The organism is Sphingorhabdus sp. SMR4y (assembly GCF_002218195.1).
Taxonomy (GTDB): domain Bacteria; phylum Pseudomonadota; class Alphaproteobacteria; order Sphingomonadales; family Sphingomonadaceae; genus Parasphingorhabdus.
In genome coordinates, this window is record NZ_CP022336.1 from 2,882,069 (window position 1) to 2,900,053 (window position 17,985).

Sequence of the window (17,985 nt, forward strand, 5' to 3'; positions counted from 1 at the left end):
ACGATATGATGCACAGCCTTTGGGTGAAGAAAGACGCGCTCGCGCAATCGGAATGGCGGGAAAGCGAGACACCGTCGCTGGCCGACGGGCAGATTTTGCTGGAAATCGACAAATATGCCCTGACCGCCAATAATATCACCTATGCGACGGTCGGTGACGGCTTTGGCTACTGGAATTTTTTCCCGACCGGTGACGAACAATGGGGCATTGTTCCGGTCTGGGGCTTTGCCAAGGTCGTGGCGTCGGAAAATGGCGATATCGCGGTGGGCGAGCGGGTCTATGGCTATCTGCCGATGGCCAGCCATTTGCTGGTGACGCCCACCAATGTGACCGATGGCGGCTTTGTTGACGGCGCCGCGCATCGGCAGGGACTGGCGATCATCTACAATCAATATCACCGACTGGGTGAAGGCGAAGGCGAGCGGGAAGCGGAGCGCGCGATTTTCGAGCCCCTGTTCACGACCAGCTTCCTGATCGAACATTTCATGCGGTCGAACGACTGGTTCGGCGCGCAGGCCCTGTTGTTGACCAGTGCCTCGTCGAAAACCGCGCTGGGGCTGGCGATGGTGGCGAAAAGCCTGAGTCCGGAGATCCGGCGGATCGGTCTGACCTCGGCGGGGAACAAGGCTTTTGTCGAGAGTTCGGGCCTGTATGACGCGGTCCTGACCTATGACAATCTGTCAGCGGCCGATGCTGCAACGCCAACCGTTTCGGTCGATTTTGCCGGCAGCGGCCCGTTGCTGGGCGCGATCCACAGCCAATGGGGCGATGCGCTGAAATTCAGTTCGCTGGTCGGCGTGACCCATATTTCGGAGCGCGGTGGTGCAGACGATCTGCCCGGACCGAAACCGGAGCTCTTCTTTGCGCCGACCGCGGCCGAAACCCTGATCAAACAGGTCGGGCCGGTCAGTTTCCGCGGGCAGGTTGAAGAGCAATTCGCCGCCTTCGTTGCGGGTGCCAGCGATTATCTGACGATCGAGGATATGAGGGGACGCGAGGCCCTGCAGTCCGCCTATCTGGACATGCTGGCGAACAAGGTTGCCCCGAGCCGCGGGTTGATATGTCACATGGCGTAACGTGGCAAATGCTTGATTGTGCAGGCAAATAGGAGGATAATGGCACAAGCCGGGTCGCACCGACGGGGGAAACAGCGTGACTGATCCAACAGGACTGCCGGATTTGGGAAACCATGCCCTGTTTCAGGGCGTGGCGCCCGAGGCGCTGCACGCGCTGCAGTCGGTTTCGGCGTTGAAGCGGGTTGCCGGTGGCGAGGCGCTGGTCCGCCAGGGGGAAGAGGCCGACGCCCTCTATTTCGTCGAATCCGGCCGGTTCCGGGTGGTGGTCAACAGGACGCGGATCGTCGCCCATATCGAAAGCGGCGAAGCGGTCGGGGAACTTGCCTTTTTCGCCGGTGGCAAGCGCACCGCCGATGTCGTGGCGATGCGCGATTCCCGCGTGCTGGAAGTGTCCCGCAGCGCCTTTGACGCGATCGCGGTGCAGCATCCCGAATTATATGCCGCCATGCTCAAGCTGGTGTCCGAGCGGCTGGCGGTTGCAACCGCGCGGACATCCTCGATAATAGCGAAAAACCCGCGGGTGGTCGCAATGCTTCCGGCGGGAACCAGCCAGTTGCCGGACGGCTTTCTGGCGCGTCTGGCAGAGGCCTTTCGAGCGGTTGTCCGGCCCGAGACGCCGGTGGTGCCAGTCGATCGCGCAACCAGCGAGGCGGCCGACGCGCACGAATATCAGTCCTGGTTGGCCGAGCAGGAGGCAAAGGGCGCCTATGTCCTGATCGACGGCAGCGGACCGGAGGACTGGGGGCAGATGGTCTGCCGCAACGCCGATGCGCTGGTGATGGTGGCGCGGCCCGGTCAGACGGACCCTGAACCCAATGCGATGGAACAGGCTGCGATGGGCTGGATCGCCGAACCGCAGCGCACCCTGCTGCTGCTCCGCTCGAACGCTGGCAAGACGATCAGCCACAGCGGCGACTGGATCGATCCGCGTGCGCCCAAGCTGCACCATCATGTTGCGCTCGACGATGATGCGGATTTTGCCAAGATCGCTCGGTTCCTGACCGGGCGTGCAATCGGCGTGGTGCTGGCCGGGGGTGGCGCTCTGGGCTGCGCGCATCTGGGTGTGATCAAGGCCTTGCGGCAGGCGGCTATCCCGATCGACTTCATCGGCGGAGCCAGCGCCGGGGCGGCCATGGGCGGCGCCATCGCACGCGGTATGTCGGTCGACGAGACGCTCGACCAGATGGAGGCGATGTTCATTCACGCGAAGGCGATGAAAAGGCTGACGCTGCCGATCAATTCGCTGCTCGATCCGACGGTGTTCGATAGCGAACTGAGAAACCGCTACGGGACAAGAGACATCGCCGACCAGCCGATCAATTTCTTTGGTGTCTCGACCAACCTGTCGACCAATGGTCTGCACATCCACCGGCGCGGGCCGCTGTGGGAATGCGTTCGCGCCTCGGGCTCGCTGCCGACCATATTGCCGCCGTTTATCGACAGCGACGGCAATATCCTGGTCGATGGCGGCGTGCTCGACAATGTGCCGGTCAAGGTGATGCACGGCCTGAAAGCCGGGCCGAATATCGTGGTGTCGCTGGGCGACCCGAACGAGGTGTGGCGCACGAAAGCATTATATACCGACATTCGTGGACGCTGGAGCCTGCTGCGCGATTTCATCCTGCGCCGCAAACAGGCGGTGGAATTTCCTTCTATCGTCGAGATCATGTCCCGTTCGATGGTGGTGGCCAGCCGCATGGCGTCGAAGGAAATGCTCGGCGAGCAGGACATTTTGGTTAATCCGCCGATCATAGCCAATATGCAGATACTGGACTGGCATCTGGGCCGGGAACTGGCGGAAATGGCGGCCGAATATATCGGAGAGCAGGTCATTCCGACGATGGATTTCAATGAGTAATTTACCATATAGGTAAAAATATCTTGACAGTGTCACGCTGTTCCGGTACATATCAGGAACATCGCGAAATTGTGATTCGGGCCAGCCGGCTCTGAATGACCCCACCGGACAGGCGGGGCCGTTCGGCCGGAAGGCCCTTTTTTATGTCCGGACGGTTCGCGGCGGTCCGGCACGGAGCAGATTATGGCAAAAGCAAAAATCGGGGGTCTATATGATGACAGGCGCAAGGTGAAATTCCTGAAAAATCTCGCCACCAGTTCGCATGTGTCGGCCTCGGCAAAAGCCGCCGGTGTCGGAATTTCGACCGTCTATAGCTGGCGCGAACGGGATCCGGAATTTCTCCGCGCATGGATGCGGGCGCTTGCCGCCGGCTATGAGCTGCTTGAAGTCGATATGCTCGAACGCGCGCGCAACGGCGTCGAGAAGCCGGTTTTCCACGAAGGAAAGGAAGTGGCGAGGGTCCGGCACTATAATGACGGCATCGGCGTCAAACTGTTGCTGGCGCACCGGCAGATGGTGGCGATGATCCGCGCAGCCGAGGAGGATATCAACCCAGAACAGGTACGCGCGAGCCTGGACCGGAAGCTGGCAGATATGCGGGAAAGGTTGCTCAAGCGGGAGGCGCTGGCCGAGGGGCGGGCAGGGTCGACGGCTTCTGACAATGATGAATGATGGCAACGCAACGGAATTATTGGCCCGACTGACGCCGCGCGATCGCCAGATGTTTGTCTCGCGGCTGAGCACGATAGAGCAGCAGGAATTTCTGTATCGCTGGCCGTTCTGGGCGCGGCCCGAACAAATGCCGCCTGCCGGCGACTGGTTGATCTGGCTGATCATGGCAGGGCGTGGCTTTGGCAAGACCCGGGCCGGGGCCGAATGGGTGCGTCATATCGCCGAAGGCGATGGCAGCGCCCGTTTTGCGCTGGTTGGCGCGAACTATGCCGAAACCCGGACCGTGATGGTCGAAGGAGAAAGCGGCCTGCTGTCGATTGCGCCGCCCAAGCAGCGGCCGGTCTGGGAGCCTTCGCTGAAGCGGCTGACCTGGGAGAATGGCGCGCAGGCGCATCTCTATTCGGCTGCCGAACCGGAGGGCCTGCGCGGTCCCCAGCACAGCCATGGCTGGTGCGACGAGATCGCCAAGTGGATGAACAATGCCGGGCAGGCGGAAGCCGCCTGGGACAATCTGAAAATGGGTCTGCGGCTTGGCTCTCGGCCGCAACTGGTCGCCACCACAACGCCGCGACCGGTGCCGCTGGTGCGGGCGCTGGTTAGCGGGGAGGTGACAATCACGACCGGACGGACGCAGGACAATCATCTGCATCTGCCGGCCGCCTTTCTGACCGCCATGGAGGCCGACTATCGCGGCACGCGGCTGGGACGGCAGGAACTGGACGGCGAGCTGATAGAGGATGTCGAAGGGGCGCTCTGGACAAGGGCGATGATCGAGGGGTGCCGGGTTGGCCGTGACGCCGTTCGTGTCGAGCATAGTCGATACACAGGGGATAGCGCGAACCGGTCTCTCGCCTGCGCTCGAGACGAACGGGATATGGGCCTGGTCCGTATCGTCATCGGGGTTGATCCACCGGCATCGAAAAGCGGTGATGCCTGCGGCATCATTGTTGCGGGCCTGGGCGGGGATGGCAAAGCCTATGTGCTGGCCGATGCCAGCGTGGAAAAGGCCAGCCCCGAAACCTGGGCGCGCAAGGTGGCGGAGGCCGCTGATCGCTTTGAGGCCGACCGGATCATTGCCGAAGCCAACCAGGGCGGCGCGATGGTCAAGTCGGTGCTGCAGGCGGCGAAGATTTCGCTGCCGGTGAAGCTGGTCCACGCCGCGCGCGGCAAGGTTGCAAGAGCGGAGCCGGTGGCGGCGCTTTATGAAAATGAGCGGGTGCGTCATGTCGGCGCTTTTCCGCAGCTCGAGGACGAGATGTGCGGTTTGCTGGTTGGCGGCGGCTATGAGGGGCCGGGGCGCTCGCCCGATCGGGCGGATGCGCTGGTCTGGGCGTTGACGGAACTGATGCTGGGGAAAAGGCGGGAACCGCGGGTGCGGTGAATGGCCTGTCGAATGGCGCGTGCTCCGCACTTGATGCGGAGCTCTCTCGGCATTCAGTTGCTATCCGCCAGAGCTCCGCATCAAGTGCGAAGCACATCGCGTAATAGAGGAAATAAACATGACATTCTGGGAAAATATCACGCTCGCCTTCAAGGGCGGGGGTGCCTCCTTGCGGCCGCCTTTGGGGCGCAGCTATATCGGCACTTATGGTGGCGCGGCTCTTTCGGGGGACGCGCCCTTTTCTTATGAGGGCCGGGTGCGCGAGGCCTATGTCGAAAATGCGATTGCCCAGCGGGCGGTGCGCATTGTCGCCGAAGGGGTTGGCGGCGCGCCGCTGGTCCCGGTGGAAGGCAAGCTTGCGGCCCTGGTCGAAGGAAGCGGCGCGGGGCAGTCGCTGCTGGAGACTGTCGCGGCGCATCTGCTGCTGCATGGCAATGCCTATGTCCAGATCATCCATGGCGATGACGAGCCTGCCGAGCTTTACGCGCTCCGCCCCGACCGGATCACGGTCGAGCCCGATGCCAAGGGCTGGCCAGTGGCTTATGCCTATCGGGCCGGTGAACATCGCACCCGCTTTGCCGCGCAGGACGCGATGGGCCGCCCGGCGATCATCCATCTCAAGGGCTTCCACCCGACCGATGACCATTATGGGCTCGGCTGTCTGGGCGCGGCGGCAAAGGCGGTGGCGGTGCATAATGCGGCGGCGAAATGGAACAAGGCGATCCTCGACAATGCGGCGCGCCCATCCGGGGCGCTGGTCTATGATCCGGGCGCGGATGGATCGGCGTTGACTGGCGAGCAGTTCGACCGGCTGAAGGCCGAGATGGAGGCGAGCTTTGCCGGTTCCGGCAATGCCGGGCGGCCGATGCTGCTCGAGGGCGGTCTGAAATGGCAGGCGATGAGCCTGACTCCGGCGGACATGGATTTTGTCGCCCTGAAAGAGGCGGCGGCGCGGGAAATCGCGCTGGCCTTTGGCGTGCCGCCGATGCTGCTCGGGCTGCCCGGTGACAACAGCTACGCCAATTATCGCGAGGCCAACCGGGCCTTGTGGCGGCTGACGATATTGCCGCTGGCGGGGAAGATCCTGGATGGATTGTCTGGGGCGCTGGGCAGCTGGTGGCCGGATGTAAAGCTGGCGGTGGACCGGGACCAGATCCCGGCCTTGTCGGAGGATCGGGAGCGGTTGTGGAAGCAGGTGTGCGAGGCGGACTTCCTGTCGCCGGAAGAGAAGCGGGCGATGCTGGGGGTGTAGATTCATTTTGTCTCGCGGCAGTTCGCTGCGCGAACGCCTCCGACGGGGATTTTTTGTTTAACCTCAGGCGCCGGGCGGGCGCATCCGCGCCCTTGGCTTTCGCGCCATAAGGCGCGGCGGCCGGTCGGCCTTGCCTCGTTGCGCTCGGTTAGAAACCAGCCACGAGTGTGAGCGCCGAACCGACGCGAAGCGGAGGCAAGCGCGACCGCGCGTCCGCAGCGTAGCGAGGATAGCCAAGCGGGCGGATGCCCGCGCCCGGCGCTTGAGGTTAAAACGGAGTTTTATACAAAATGCAAAATAACGAAATGCTCGCCCGCCTGATGGCGCAGGCGGAAGGCGATGGCGCGGATCTGGTGACATTGCGCGCGATTGTCGAGGAGGCGACCGACAGCGGCGCGGTGCGGGTGCTGGACCGGCTTGGCCTGTCCGACCCGGGCGCCGAGGATGATATTGACGAGTTGCGCGAACTGCTCCGCGCCTGGCGCGACGCCAAGGCGAGCGCGTGGAAGGCGGCGATCCGCTGGATCGTGCGGGGGGTGCTGGCGCTGCTCTTGGTCGGCATCGCGATGCGGCTGGGTCTGGGGCATCTGGTGTCGTGAGAGAGGTGGAACGGGCTGTTTGTGGTGAGCTTTTCGAACCACGCCTCTCGGACGAGCAGTGCCCTTCGACAGGCTCAGGGCGAACGGATATCACCGCAAAAGGTCCTTCGACAGGCTCAGCACGAACGGATTTTCTTTCAGTGATACCGGACACCATCCGCTTCGCCGGCTATGCCGCGATCTTCGACCGGGTGGATCGGGGCGGCGATATCGTCAGGCCGGGCGCGTTCGGCGATCTGGCCGAAGGACAATCCCTGCCGCTGCTCTGGCAACATGATCCGATGCAGCAGATCGGCCGGGTTGATTTTGCCCGTGAGGACCGGCGCGGATTGCGGGTCATCGGGACTGTTTCTACCACGACCCGGGCCGGACGGGAGGCGGCCGCCTTGTTGTCCGGCGCGTCGGTGAAGGGGCTGAGCTTCGGCTACCGCGTCAAGCGGGCGACGGGCGAAAAGCCGCGCGAATTGCTCGATCTGGATGTCGCGGAAATTTCGCTGGTGACAGCTCCGATGCAAGCACTGGCGCGCGTTCATCTGGTCCGTAAGCCCTGATTCGACCGCGCGAAGACGCGAAGAGGAACGATCTGTTTTGTGACTGCGTGCGATTTCGACAATCGAATGAAAATTAACCCCAGGAAAGGAATATCATGGAACTCTCTCCCAATACCCCCCTCGAAACCAAGGCGGATCCGCTCGAGGCGTCGTTTGATGCGGTGCTGATGGCGGAAGAGACCGAAAGTCATGGCAAGGCGATTGCTGCCTTGCGCGGCGATGTGGACGGCCTGAAGGGGCAGGTCGAGGCGATCGGCAAGGCTTCGGCGCGACCCGCGCTGGCCGGAAATATCGATGGCGCGAAGGGGATGCCGTCTTCGGCTGCTGCGCAGGATTTTGTCGCGAAATATCTCCGGCGCGGGAACCATGAGGGCGTCGAGCTGAAAAGCTTTTCCGGGGCCTCTGGACCCGAGGGCGGTTTTGCCGTGCCACAGGAGATTGACGGGCTGATCGGGGCGACGCTCAAGGATATTTCGCCGATCCGCGCGATCGCGACCGTGGTGCAGACCGGCACGGCGGGTTATCGCAAGCTGGTCACCACCGGCGGCACGCCCTCCGGCTGGGTCAGCGAGACCGCGGGGCGTCCGGAAACCGATACGCCCGATTTCAACGAGATCGCGCCGCCGACCGGCGAGCTTTACGCCAATCCGGCGGCGTCTCAGGCGATGCTCGATGACGCGGCCTTTGACGTCGAATCCTGGCTGGCCGACGAGATTGCCCGCGAATTTGCGCAAGCCGAGGGGGCGGCCTTTGTCGGTGGTTCCGGGGTTAACCAGCCGCGCGGTTTTCTCAATGCGACGGTGACCGATGAGAGCGATGATGTGCGGGCCTTCGGCTCGCTGCAATATGTGCCGTCGGGCGCGAGCGGTGACTTTGACAGCGAAGATGTGCTGGTCGATCTGGTGCACACGCTGCGGCCCGCTTACCGGCAGGGCGCGAGTTTTGTGATGAACAGCTCGACGCTCGCCCATATTCGCAAGTTCAAGACGGCGGACGGTGCTTTTCTGTGGCAGCCGTCGCTGGCCAATGGACAGCCCGCGACGCTGCTCGGCTATCCGGTGGTGGAGGCCGAGGACATGCCCGATATTGCCGCCGACAGCCTGGCGATTGCCTTTGGCAACTTCCGCGCCGGTTACCTGATCGCCGAACGCAGCGCGACCCGCATCTTGCGCGATCCGTTCACCAACAAGCCGTTCGTCCATTTCTACGCGACCAAGCGGGTTGGCGGACAGGTGATGAATTCGGAAGCGATCAAGCTGATGCAGTTCAGCGCTTCCTGAACCTCCTTGCTGTGCTTCGGCGCAGCGCGCCCGTGCCGGTTGCTCCCCCCTCTCGATCCGGCACGGGCGCATCTTTTGAACCATGAATGAAAGGATGGCGCGACCGTGAGCTTTCCCATTGCAGACTGGCCGGATTTGCCGGCAGCGCTGATCGCAGAGGTCAGGGATTTTGTCCGGATTGATCATCAGGCCGATGATGACGCCATCGATGCGTTCCTGCGCAGCGCGGCGTCCCTGTGCGAGGATTTTACCGGCCAGATGCTGATCGCGCGGTCGGTGACCGACATGTTGCCGGCGCGTCAGGCCTGGCAGAAGCTGAAACGGCTGCCGGTGCAGGCGATTGCTTCGGTCGAGGCCGTGGGGGCGGACGGAGCGGCGTCGCTGCTGGCGGTCGCGGACTATGCCGTGGATATCGACAGCGACGGGATCGGCTGGATCAGGCTGCACCGGAGCGACGGCGGGTCGCGCATCCGGGTTCGCTATAGCGCCGGTCTGGCGGCGGAATGGAACGCGTTGCCCGCGGGTCTGCGCCAGGGGATCGTGCGGATGGCTGGCTATCTCTACGCCAATCGCGACAGCGTCGATGCCGGTGGTCCGCCGAGCGCGGTGACCGCCTTGTGGCGACCCTATCGGCGGATGAGGATGGCATGATGGGACAGGAATTTTCCGGTATCTTGCGCGAACGCATATCGATCGAGCGGCAGGCGGTCGGGCGCGATGCGCTCGGTTCTGCCGAGCCGCAATATATTACCGTTGGCGTCTTCTGGGCAGCGGCTGAAGCGCTGCACGGCGGAACGCCCAGTGAGGCGGAAAGCCGTTCGGCGATGCCGCGCTGGCGCTTCATTCTGCGCGAAACCCGGGCGATCAAGCCGGGCGACCGGCTGGTCTGGGGGGAGCGGATAATGACCATATCGAGCGTCCTATTGGAGCATCGGCTGATCCCGAAGACCATCCTGCAGGCGGAGGAGAAGAGATGATGGAAAAATTGCAGCAGCGTGGCGAGGCCCTTGCCGAACAGCGGTTGGCCGAGGCGAAATCCGAGATCAAGTCGGTGCTGGTCGAAGAGTTGCCCGACGACGTGCAGGTCGTCGAAACGGAACTGGGGATCCAGGTGCAAGCGCCGCGATTGCGCGCGCGGCTGATCGGGAACAGCAGCTTGCGCGATATCGCCTTTCTGATGCGGGCCGCGCGATGAGTAGCGCGCTCGAAGCGGTGCAGCAGCAGTTGGTGACGCAACTGGATGCCAAGCCGTCATTGACCGGCCTGATCAGCGGTATATTCGACGGCCCGCCGCCGCGTGCCGCTTTTCCCTATATCGCGCTGGCCACGGGGGCTTCGCTTGACTGGAGCCACAAGGGCGGTGTCGGCCGGGAATTGAGCCTGGCTCTGACCGTCCATGATGATGGTGAGACGGCGGCGCGATTGCATAGGGTGATGGCGTTGGTCGAAGAGGCCTTGGAGCCGGGGCTGGATGATCCCGATGGCTGGCAAATCGTCACCTTTGATTTTCGCCGGACGCGGATTGTGCGCAGCGCGGTTAGCCCGTGGAGCGGGCTGGTCGAGTATCGGGCGCGGGTTTTGAAAAGCTAGTGCCCCTGCGCAGGCAGGTTTTTATTTTAACCTCGGACGCCGGGTTTACTTTGTCTCACGGCAGTTCGCTACGCTCACGCCTCCGACGGGGATTTTTTATTTAACCTCAGGCGCCGGGCGGGCGCATCCGCGCCCTTGGCTTTCGCGCCATAAGGCGCGGCGGCCGGTCGGCCTTGCCTCGCTGCGCTCAGTTAGAAGCTCATCATAGTGGGAGAGCCGAACCGACGCGAAGCGGAGGCAAGCGCGACCGCGCGCCGGGCGAAAGCCCGCCCTGTCGGAGGCGTGAGCGTAGCGAACTGCCGCGAGACACCATGACCACACACCAGAAAGGAACCAGATTATGGCAGCAGAAAAAGGCAGCGCCTTTCTCCTGAAAATTGGCGACGGCGAGGAGCCCGTCGGCTATACGACCATCGCGGGTCTGCGGACGACGCAGATGTCGATCAATGGCGAGCCGGTGGCGATCACCAGCAAGGACAGCGGCGGCTGGCGGCAATTGCTGTCGGGCGCGGGGGTGCGATCGGTTTCGGTGTCCGGGGCGGGCGTATTCACCGGCTCCGACGCCGAGATGCGGATCAAGAATCACGCGCTGGGCGGAATCATTGACGCCTATGAACTCAGCTTCGAGGGCGGCGAGCGGATGCAGGGCGATTTTCTGGTCGCCCGGCTGGACTATAGCGGCGATTATAACGGCGAGCGCAGCTACACGCTGAGCCTGGAAAGCTCGGGCGCGGTGGCCAGTGTCTGACCGGTCCGCCAACGCCCTGCGCGGCGAGGCGCAGATTGTTATCCATGGCACGCGTCTGATCCTGCGGCCCAGTTTTGCGGCCTTGGTCGCGGCCGAAGAGGAGCTTGGCTCGCTGTTCGATCTGGTCGAGCGGGCAGCCGGCGGGCGGCTTTTGCTGTCGGAAATCGTCACCCTGTTCTGGCATCTGGCTGCTGATCGTCCGGATCATCTGACCCGCGACCAGCTCGGCGAGGGGATGATGGTGCTCGGACTGGCCGGGGTGACGCCGCCGCTGAAGATATTGCTCAGGCAGATATTGTCGGGCGGCGGTGCATGAGGACTGGTCCGCCTTCACAGGAGAACAGGACTTTCGCCGCCTCCGCCTCGCGCTTGTCCGGCACTGTGTCTGCGGTCCTGGGCTGGACACCCGACCAGTTCTGGCGGGCAACGCCTGCCGAACTCGCGACGATATTCTCGACCTTTGCCGACAATATGGCCGGCCTGTCCGGCGAGCTTCCGCTCGGCACAGCACAATTGGAAAAACTGAAAGAGGTCTTCCCCGATGGATGAAGAAATCGAACGGCTGGTGGTCAGCGTGCGCGCCGATACCGCCGGCTTTGCCAAGGATGTGGCCGATATGAAGGGCCAGCTTGATGGTCCTTTTGCATCGGGGCTGGAGCGGGCGGGATCGGCGCTGGAGTCCACGCTCGGCCGCGCGATCCGTCGCGGTTCACTGGGTTTCGAGGACCTGCGCCGGGTGGCGCTGTCGGTGATGAACGATATCGCCGATGCGGCCATCCGGAGCGGTTTGCACAATCTTTTTGGTGGCGGTGCGGGTGGCAGCGGTCTGCTCAATATCGGAACATCCTTGCTGGGCGCCTTTCTCGGCGCGCCGGGGCGGGCGACCGGTGGTCCGGTCAGCGGCGGCCGTGCCTATATGGTCGGAGAACGCGGGCCCGAGCTGTTCGTGCCGACCGCAGCGGGGCGGATCGAGCCGCCGGTACCGGTCAGCACTGCGCCGAATATCCGATTGACCATCAACATATCCGACAATGGCCAGGGCAGCGCGCCCGACCAGATGCGCCGGTCGAGCCGGCAGGTGGCGCGGGCGGTGCGCAATGCGCTGTCGGCGAAGGCGGGCTGATATGGGATTCTGGCTAGCCGACAAAAGAACGGGACAGCAGGGCAGCTTCATCCAGCGCTTCGATCCGCGCTTCTGGACGATCAATTTCCCGCGCCCGATGATGGCGTCGGTGGTGACCACTGCAGCCGATGCGCTGCGCGTGGATGCGGTCTTCTACAATAGCGACGATCTGGCCGGGCTGATCTGGGAGAGCGAAGATGGGCTTGATCATCCGTTGCTCGCTTATGACACGGAGCGCGACTATGCGCGGCTCAAATGGACGTTTCACTGGCGCTCCTCGGGCATTATGCCTCTCGATGCGATCAACGGGCCGACGCTGACGATCGAGGGGCGGGACGCGGCGGGCGATCCGAAATCCTGGTATGTGCGGCTGTGGAACTATGCCAGCGGCATGCCGACCGATGCGGATATCGCGATAGAATTTTCCAGTGTCGACGGCGGGTTTCTGCTGCCCGGCGAGGCTGATCCGGTGCATCCCGGGGATATCGACCGGCTGTTCATTTCGATCGTCCCGCCGGAATATGACGAGCTTGGTACGCGCTATGGCACGCCAAAGACCGGCTGGGTCGAAATGAGCGCGATCCGCACCGATGGCCAGGACGCGGTGCTGGAAATCGGCGATGTCATGCTGCCGGAAAATGGCCTGTCGATGGCCACCGCATATGATGACAGTTTCAACCAGACGCCGGAACGGTTGCTGCGGTTGATACGGGCCTTGGGCTATCGCGGGGCGATCAACCATTATCTCGGGATGAGCCATTATTTCCGGCTGGAGGCGGTCGGGGAGGGGCTTTATGTGAGCCTGTCCGCGCCGCAGTCGGGCGAGCAATTTGCCGCGATCAACCAGCCGGCGGCCGCGTGGCACCGCGATCTGATGGTCCGCGCCGAAGCGATGGGATATTCGGTGATCCTGTCGCTGTCCTACGAATTGTTCGACGCGCATTGCTGGAGTGACTGGAAGCAGCGGGCGGAAAATGGTGAACCGGCCCTGACCGGCTGGGAGCCGCCCTCGACACTGCTGTCACCCGCCAATGGCGATGCGATGGCCTATCTGCAAGCCGTGGCGCGGGCCTTTACCGCCATTGCCAGGGACGCCGGCGCGGCGATCCGCTTTCAGGTGGGCGAGCCGTGGTGGTGGATCATGCCGGACAAGCGGATTTGCCTCTATGATGCGGCGGCTGCAGCGGCCTTTGGCGAAAATGCGGTCAGCATAGCCAGTATCGACGGTCCGAAGACGGCGGCGCAAAATGCCATGCTCGACCAGGCCGGAGAGATATTGGCCGCGTCGACCGCCGATCTGCTCGATGCAGTGAAGGATGAAGCGGGGGAAACGCCAGTCGAGACCCTGCTGCTGGCCTATTTGCCGACGATTTTGGACGAGCAGGCACCCGAGGCCAAGCGGGCCAACCTGCCCGTCGGCTGGGCCGTTCCCGCCTTCGATATATTGCAGATGGAGGATTATGACTGGGTGATTGCCGGCAACCGGTCGGCCACGGCGGACGGGATTGCCCTGGCGACCCAGAGGCTGGGCTATCCGGTTGAACAGCAGCACTATTTCACCGGCTTTGTGCTGCAAGCTGCCGACAGCTTCATCTGGAGCCACATGGTCGATGCCATTGCCGATGCGCGCAAACGAGGCACGGCGGAGACTTTTGTCTGGGCACTGCCGCAGGTGGCGCGGGACGGTTTCATCTATTTTCAGGAAAAGGAAGACAATGTGAACGCGTTTGACGATGTGCGCTTTCCGATAGCAATCGGCCAGGGGGCCAGCGTGTCGCCCGGATTTTCCACCAATGTCGTGACGACCCTTTCGGGTCACGAGAAACGCAACAGCGACTGGGCCGATGCGCGGCTGACGTTCGATGTCGGGCCGGGCGTCCGGAGCGAAGACGAATTACGGACCTTGATCGCCTTTTACCGGGCGCGGCGGGGCGCGGCCAAGGCTTTCCGTTTCCGCGATCCCTATGATCACAGTTCGCATGAGATGGTCGGTGTGCCAACACCGATCGACCAGTATCTTGGCAAAGGCGACGGCCAGAGGACCGAATATCAGCTGGTGAAAAATTATGGCGAACCCGCCGATGAACCGCAGCAAAGGCGGATCACGCGGCCCGATCCGGAAACGGTGCAGGTCGCCGTCAACGGTCAGCTCGCCGGGGGCTGGTCGCTGGGCCCGGCGGGGGGCATAGTCTTTGACAGCCCGCCCGCCGAAGACAGCGATATCACCGCCGGTTTCCTGTTTGATGTGCCGGTGCGGTTCGAAAGCGACCGGCTGACCGTCAGCCACGCGACTTTTCTGGCCGGTGATATTCCCGAAGTGCTGCTGGTCGAAGTCCGGGAGCCGTCATGAGCCTTGACTGGCTGGACCGGGCGGTCACGACCAGCGCCTATCTCTGGCGGCTGGAACGCGCCGACGGCGTCGCTCTCGGTTTTACCTCGCATGATCGCGATATTGTGATCGACGCGTTTCGCTATCGCGCGGCTCCGGGCATGGTGCCATCCTCGATCGCACTGTCCGACGGTCTGGAGGTCGACAATGTCGAAATTGCCGGCGTGATGACCAGCGCGGCGATTGCGGAAGCGGATCTCGAGGCCGGGCGCTGGGACGGCGCGCTGCTCTATATTTCCCTGGTCGACTGGCAACAGCCCGAGGCTGAACCCCTGCCGCTGATATGCGGCGAATTTGGCGAAATCGTGCGGTCGGGCGACAGTTTTACGGTTGAAATGCTGGGCGCGACATCCTTCTTCGACGAGCCGGTTGCGCCGCTGACATCGCCGACCTGCCGCGCCGAATTCGGTGATCGCCAGTGCAAGCTCAGCCTGCACCGCTATCAGCGGCAAGGTCGGGTGCTGTCGGCCGACGGCGATGCGATTGCGATCGAGGCGCTGGGTGATGCGGCGGGCGAGTTTGCCTTTGGCGCACTGCGTTTTCTCGACGGCCGGCATTGCGGGCTCAGCTACACCATCATCAGTGGTGAAGCGGGCGTCGTCAGGCTGGCCGACTGGCCCGCTCAACCCGTGGTTCCGGGTGCAAAAGTGCTCCTCACCGAGGGCTGCAACAAGAATTTCGCAACCTGCCGCGACCGCTTTGCCAACAGCATCAATTTCCGTGGCGAACCCTATTTGCCGGGCAATGATCTGCTGACGCGATACCCCGGCGCATGACACGTTTGAGAGAAGGATCACGGGCAATGGCAGAGAAGGCTATTTCGCTTTGCGGTACGCGCTTTTGCCTGCATGGCCGCGACGAAGAAACCGGGCTGGATTGTATCGGTCTTGCCCGGCAATGCCTGTTGGCCGGTGATTTCGAATGCGACGTGCCCAATGGCTATTCGATTCGCGGCGGCTCCGAACGCTCGATCAGCGCCTTCATGGCGGAGGCCGGATTTACCCGCTTCCCGCCGGAATCGGAATTGTGCGAAGGCGATATAGTGCTGGTCCGGCCCAGTCCCGTGCAGTGGCATTTTTTGATCCGTGCCGGTGACGGATTTGTGCACGCTCATGCCGGTCTCGGCAAGGTGGTCTTCTGCCCCGGTGAGGCGCCATGGCCGATTGTCGCCCTGTTCAGACTGATGGAGGATTGAATGGCGACACTGGTTCTGAGCGCCGTCGGCACCGCGATCGGCGGTCCGATTGGCGGGACAATCGGGGCTATTATCGGCCAGCAGGTCGATCAGAATATCCTGTTCAAGCCGAAGGGACGCGAGGGGCCACGGCTGCAAGAACTGGCCGTTCAGACGTCGAGCTATGGCTCACAGATACCCCGACTATTCGGCAGGATGCGGGTGGCCGGAACGGTGATCTGGGCAACCGATCTGAAGGAAACGCGATCCCGCGAGGGCGGCGGCAAGGGACGACCCAGCACCACGATCTACAGCTATTCGGCCTGTTTCGCAGTTGCCCTTTCCAGCCGCCGGATCCAGTCCATTGGCCGGATCTGGGCAGACGGAAAAATCTTCCGTGGTGCCGCCGGGGATTTCAAGACCGAAACCGGCTTTGCCTTTCATTCCGGCAGCGAGGACCAGCCCCTCGACGGGTTGATGGCCAGTGCGGAAGCCACTGGCGGGACGCCCGCCTATCGCGGGCTGGCGCTGGCGGTTTTCGAAGACATGGACCTGACCGAATATGGCAATCGCATTCCGTCGCTGACCTTCGAAGTGATCGCCGATGACGGTTCGGTTGCGATCGCCGATATCATCATGGATATTTCGGCGCAGCGGATTGCCGGGACATCGTCCGAAAGGTTGACAGGCTATGCGGCCGGCGGTGAAGACCGGCTGGTTTCTTTGCGGGCTCTGGCCGGCTCCACACCGTTGGCCCTTTCATCCGACCCGAATGCGATCGACCGGATCGAAGCGAGGGCGCACGCCGTCGAGGACGCCGAGGCGATTGTCGCGATCACGGGCGATTTTGTCCGCACGGCCGGCGGGCAGGAAATGCAGTCGCCAGCCAGGCGCACCGCTGCTGTTTCAGTTGCCCCGAGACAAGTGTCGCTGCGCTATTATGATCCGGCGAGAGATTATCAATCCGGCATTCAGTCGGCCTTTCGTCCGGGATCGGGCAGAATGGTGCTCGTGCGGGATTTTCCGGCCGCGATATCGGCAGATCAGGCGAAGAAAATCGCCGCTTTCCGTCTGTGGTCGGAATATGACGCGCGCTTCAGCCTGCATGTTTCCGTACCGCTGGACGATGACCAGTACCGGCCCGCCACGCTGGTCGAGATCGCCGGTTTTGAGGGGCTGTGGCGCATCACGACATGCGAGATTGTGTCGGGGTGCGCGCAGTTGTCGCTGAAGCGGGTGCGCCCGAACAACGCTCCGGGTCCTGACGGGACGGAGCATGGCAGAAATATTGCGGACCCCGATCTCCGCGCCGGTCCGACCCGCCTGGTGCTCGCTGACCTGCCTTTCGCCCTTGATGCGCCGACTGTCGCCCCGGATTCTGCCAGGCTTTATGCCGCTGCAGCCGGTGATGCCGGATGGCGCAACGCGCCGCTTTTTGCCTCCGGACCGGACGGCGAACCGGGTGAGTATATCGGCCATATTCCTGCGCCCACGATCATCGGTACCGCGGTTGGGGCGCTTGGCTCGGCCAATCCGGCTCTGATTGACCGAACCGGTCAGGTCGACGTGGAACTGCACAATCCGGCGATGCTTCTGTCCCATGCTGACGAGACTCGCTTGCTCGCCGGGAGCAATATTGCGCTGATCGGTCGCGAACTGATTCAGTTCGCCGAGGCCGTTCCTCTGGGAGACGGTCGCTTTCGCCTGTCCGGGCTGATCCGGGGACTGGGCGGGACCGAGTCTGAAATCGCCAGTCATGGCGCTGGCGAGGATTTCGTTCTGCTCGACGGTGGTTCGATGCTGGCCATCGATCCGGCGTTTTATGCGCCATTCGTGCCCGCTGTCTTCTTTGCAGCGGGGAGGGATGATCCGGTGCCTGTCTCTGTCGCCATCGAGTCACCGGGGCTCGCCTTGACACCCTGGTCCCCGGTCCACCCGAGATGGCAGTTTGTCGATGGCGACGACCTGGAGATCAGCTGGACCCGCCGGTCCCGGGCCGGAGCGATCTGGTCCGATCATGTCGATGTACCGCTCGCCGAAGAAGCCGAGCAATATCGAATTGAACTGGCCGCCGGTGAAGAATCGGTCGCGATCGTTTCGCTGGAAGTGCAGGAAGCCCGCGTGACCATTTCGTCCGCTCAATTGGAGCCCTTTGTCGCGGGGAATATCGACATCCTGAGCGTCAGGATTTTCCAGATCGGCGATGCTGGCCAATCGGTGGCGCTCGCCTTCGGAATCCCGTTTTAAGAACCTGTTTTCAGTCCCACGCGTTTCACATTCAGACATCCAAAG

General features: G+C 63.0%; 20 protein-coding genes. All 20 read left to right on the top strand.

Features of this window, described 5'->3' with window-relative positions; translation table 11 throughout:
• Nucleotides 1–5 precede the first annotated feature (5 nt).
• The 20 genes from SPHFLASMR4Y_RS13850 to SPHFLASMR4Y_RS13945 all read left to right on the top strand — a co-directional run bounded on the left by SPHFLASMR4Y_RS13850 (nucleotide 6) and on the right by SPHFLASMR4Y_RS13945 (nucleotide 17,940).
• A complete protein-coding gene (locus SPHFLASMR4Y_RS13850) occupies nucleotides 6–1,076 on the top strand; it encodes a DUF2855 family protein (RefSeq protein WP_089134067.1) in 1,071 nt (356 codons plus the stop codon).
• A gap of 76 nt (nucleotides 1,077–1,152) precedes the next feature.
• Nucleotides 1,153–2,934: a patatin-like phospholipase family protein gene (locus SPHFLASMR4Y_RS13855; protein ID WP_089134068.1), complete on the top strand. Its 1,782-nt coding sequence runs from the start codon at nucleotides 1,153–1,155 to the stop codon at nucleotides 2,932–2,934.
• Between the two features lie 183 nt (nucleotides 2,935–3,117).
• Nucleotides 3,118–3,606 carry a hypothetical protein gene (locus tag SPHFLASMR4Y_RS13860; RefSeq protein ID WP_089134069.1) on the top strand — a complete coding sequence of 163 codons (489 nt, stop codon included), beginning with the start codon at nucleotides 3,118–3,120 and terminating at the stop codon, nucleotides 3,604–3,606.
• Nucleotides 3,599–4,987, top strand: coding sequence for a terminase large subunit domain-containing protein (locus tag SPHFLASMR4Y_RS13865; protein ID WP_186266110.1), 1,389 nt, complete (start codon nucleotides 3,599–3,601; stop codon nucleotides 4,985–4,987). The genes SPHFLASMR4Y_RS13860 and SPHFLASMR4Y_RS13865 overlap by 8 nt, the downstream gene beginning before the upstream one ends.
• Nucleotides 4,988–5,105: 118 nt before the next feature.
• Entirely contained in the window at nucleotides 5,106–6,239 is a 1,134-nt protein-coding gene (locus SPHFLASMR4Y_RS13870; protein WP_089134070.1) for a phage portal protein, read from the top strand.
• Between the two features lie 290 nt (nucleotides 6,240–6,529).
• Nucleotides 6,530–6,838, top strand: a complete 309-nt coding sequence (locus SPHFLASMR4Y_RS13875) for a DUF6127 family protein (RefSeq protein WP_089134071.1) — start codon at nucleotides 6,530–6,532, stop codon at nucleotides 6,836–6,838.
• A gap of 143 nt (nucleotides 6,839–6,981) precedes the next feature.
• Entirely contained in the window at nucleotides 6,982–7,389 is a 408-nt protein-coding gene (locus SPHFLASMR4Y_RS13880; protein WP_260807161.1) for an HK97 family phage prohead protease, read from the top strand.
• A 95-nt stretch (nucleotides 7,390–7,484) separates the two neighbouring features.
• On the top strand, nucleotides 7,485–8,669 hold the full coding sequence (locus SPHFLASMR4Y_RS13885) for a phage major capsid protein (protein ID WP_222102934.1): 1,185 nt from the start codon (nucleotides 7,485–7,487) through the stop codon (nucleotides 8,667–8,669).
• A 105-nt stretch (nucleotides 8,670–8,774) separates the two neighbouring features.
• The gene (locus tag SPHFLASMR4Y_RS13890; protein WP_260806982.1) at nucleotides 8,775–9,320 is read left to right on the top strand and encodes a hypothetical protein; all 546 of its coding nucleotides are present in this window, start codon (nucleotides 8,775–8,777) and stop codon (nucleotides 9,318–9,320) included.
• A complete protein-coding gene (locus tag SPHFLASMR4Y_RS13895; RefSeq protein WP_089134072.1) occupies nucleotides 9,317–9,646 on the top strand; it encodes a head-tail adaptor protein in 330 nt (109 codons plus the stop codon). Before SPHFLASMR4Y_RS13890 ends, SPHFLASMR4Y_RS13895 begins: the two co-directional genes overlap by 4 nt.
• On the top strand, nucleotides 9,643–9,864 hold the full coding sequence (locus SPHFLASMR4Y_RS13900) for a hypothetical protein (RefSeq protein WP_089134073.1): 222 nt from the start codon (nucleotides 9,643–9,645) through the stop codon (nucleotides 9,862–9,864). Before SPHFLASMR4Y_RS13895 ends, SPHFLASMR4Y_RS13900 begins: the two co-directional genes overlap by 4 nt.
• Nucleotides 9,861–10,259, top strand: coding sequence for a DUF3168 domain-containing protein (locus tag SPHFLASMR4Y_RS13905; RefSeq protein WP_089134074.1), 399 nt, complete (start codon nucleotides 9,861–9,863; stop codon nucleotides 10,257–10,259). Before SPHFLASMR4Y_RS13900 ends, SPHFLASMR4Y_RS13905 begins: the two co-directional genes overlap by 4 nt.
• A gap of 340 nt (nucleotides 10,260–10,599) precedes the next feature.
• Complete coding sequence (locus tag SPHFLASMR4Y_RS13910) at nucleotides 10,600–11,007, top strand: phage tail tube protein (protein WP_089134075.1); 408 nt, start codon at nucleotides 10,600–10,602, stop codon at nucleotides 11,005–11,007.
• On the top strand, nucleotides 11,000–11,323 hold the full coding sequence (locus tag SPHFLASMR4Y_RS13915) for a gene transfer agent family protein (RefSeq protein WP_089134076.1): 324 nt from the start codon (nucleotides 11,000–11,002) through the stop codon (nucleotides 11,321–11,323). The genes SPHFLASMR4Y_RS13910 and SPHFLASMR4Y_RS13915 overlap by 8 nt, the downstream gene beginning before the upstream one ends.
• The gene (locus tag SPHFLASMR4Y_RS13920) at nucleotides 11,320–11,556 is read left to right on the top strand and encodes a phage tail assembly chaperone (protein ID WP_089134077.1); all 237 of its coding nucleotides are present in this window, start codon (nucleotides 11,320–11,322) and stop codon (nucleotides 11,554–11,556) included. Before SPHFLASMR4Y_RS13915 ends, SPHFLASMR4Y_RS13920 begins: the two co-directional genes overlap by 4 nt.
• Entirely contained in the window at nucleotides 11,549–12,130 is a 582-nt protein-coding gene (locus tag SPHFLASMR4Y_RS13925; RefSeq protein ID WP_089134078.1) for a tail tape measure protein, read from the top strand. Before SPHFLASMR4Y_RS13920 ends, SPHFLASMR4Y_RS13925 begins: the two co-directional genes overlap by 8 nt.
• 1 nt (nucleotide 12,131) lies before the next feature.
• Nucleotides 12,132–14,480, top strand: coding sequence for a DUF2460 domain-containing protein (locus SPHFLASMR4Y_RS13930; RefSeq protein WP_089134079.1), 2,349 nt, complete (start codon nucleotides 12,132–12,134; stop codon nucleotides 14,478–14,480).
• Nucleotides 14,477–15,295, top strand: coding sequence for a DUF2163 domain-containing protein (locus SPHFLASMR4Y_RS13935; protein WP_089134080.1), 819 nt, complete (start codon nucleotides 14,477–14,479; stop codon nucleotides 15,293–15,295). The genes SPHFLASMR4Y_RS13930 and SPHFLASMR4Y_RS13935 overlap by 4 nt, the downstream gene beginning before the upstream one ends.
• A gap of 26 nt (nucleotides 15,296–15,321) precedes the next feature.
• Nucleotides 15,322–15,714 carry a peptidoglycan endopeptidase gene (locus SPHFLASMR4Y_RS13940; RefSeq protein ID WP_186265947.1) on the top strand — a complete coding sequence of 131 codons (393 nt, stop codon included), beginning with the start codon at nucleotides 15,322–15,324 and terminating at the stop codon, nucleotides 15,712–15,714.
• Nucleotides 15,715–17,940: a phage tail protein gene (locus SPHFLASMR4Y_RS13945; protein ID WP_089134081.1), complete on the top strand. Its 2,226-nt coding sequence runs from the start codon at nucleotides 15,715–15,717 to the stop codon at nucleotides 17,938–17,940.
• Nucleotides 17,941–17,985: the final 45 nt, after the last annotated feature.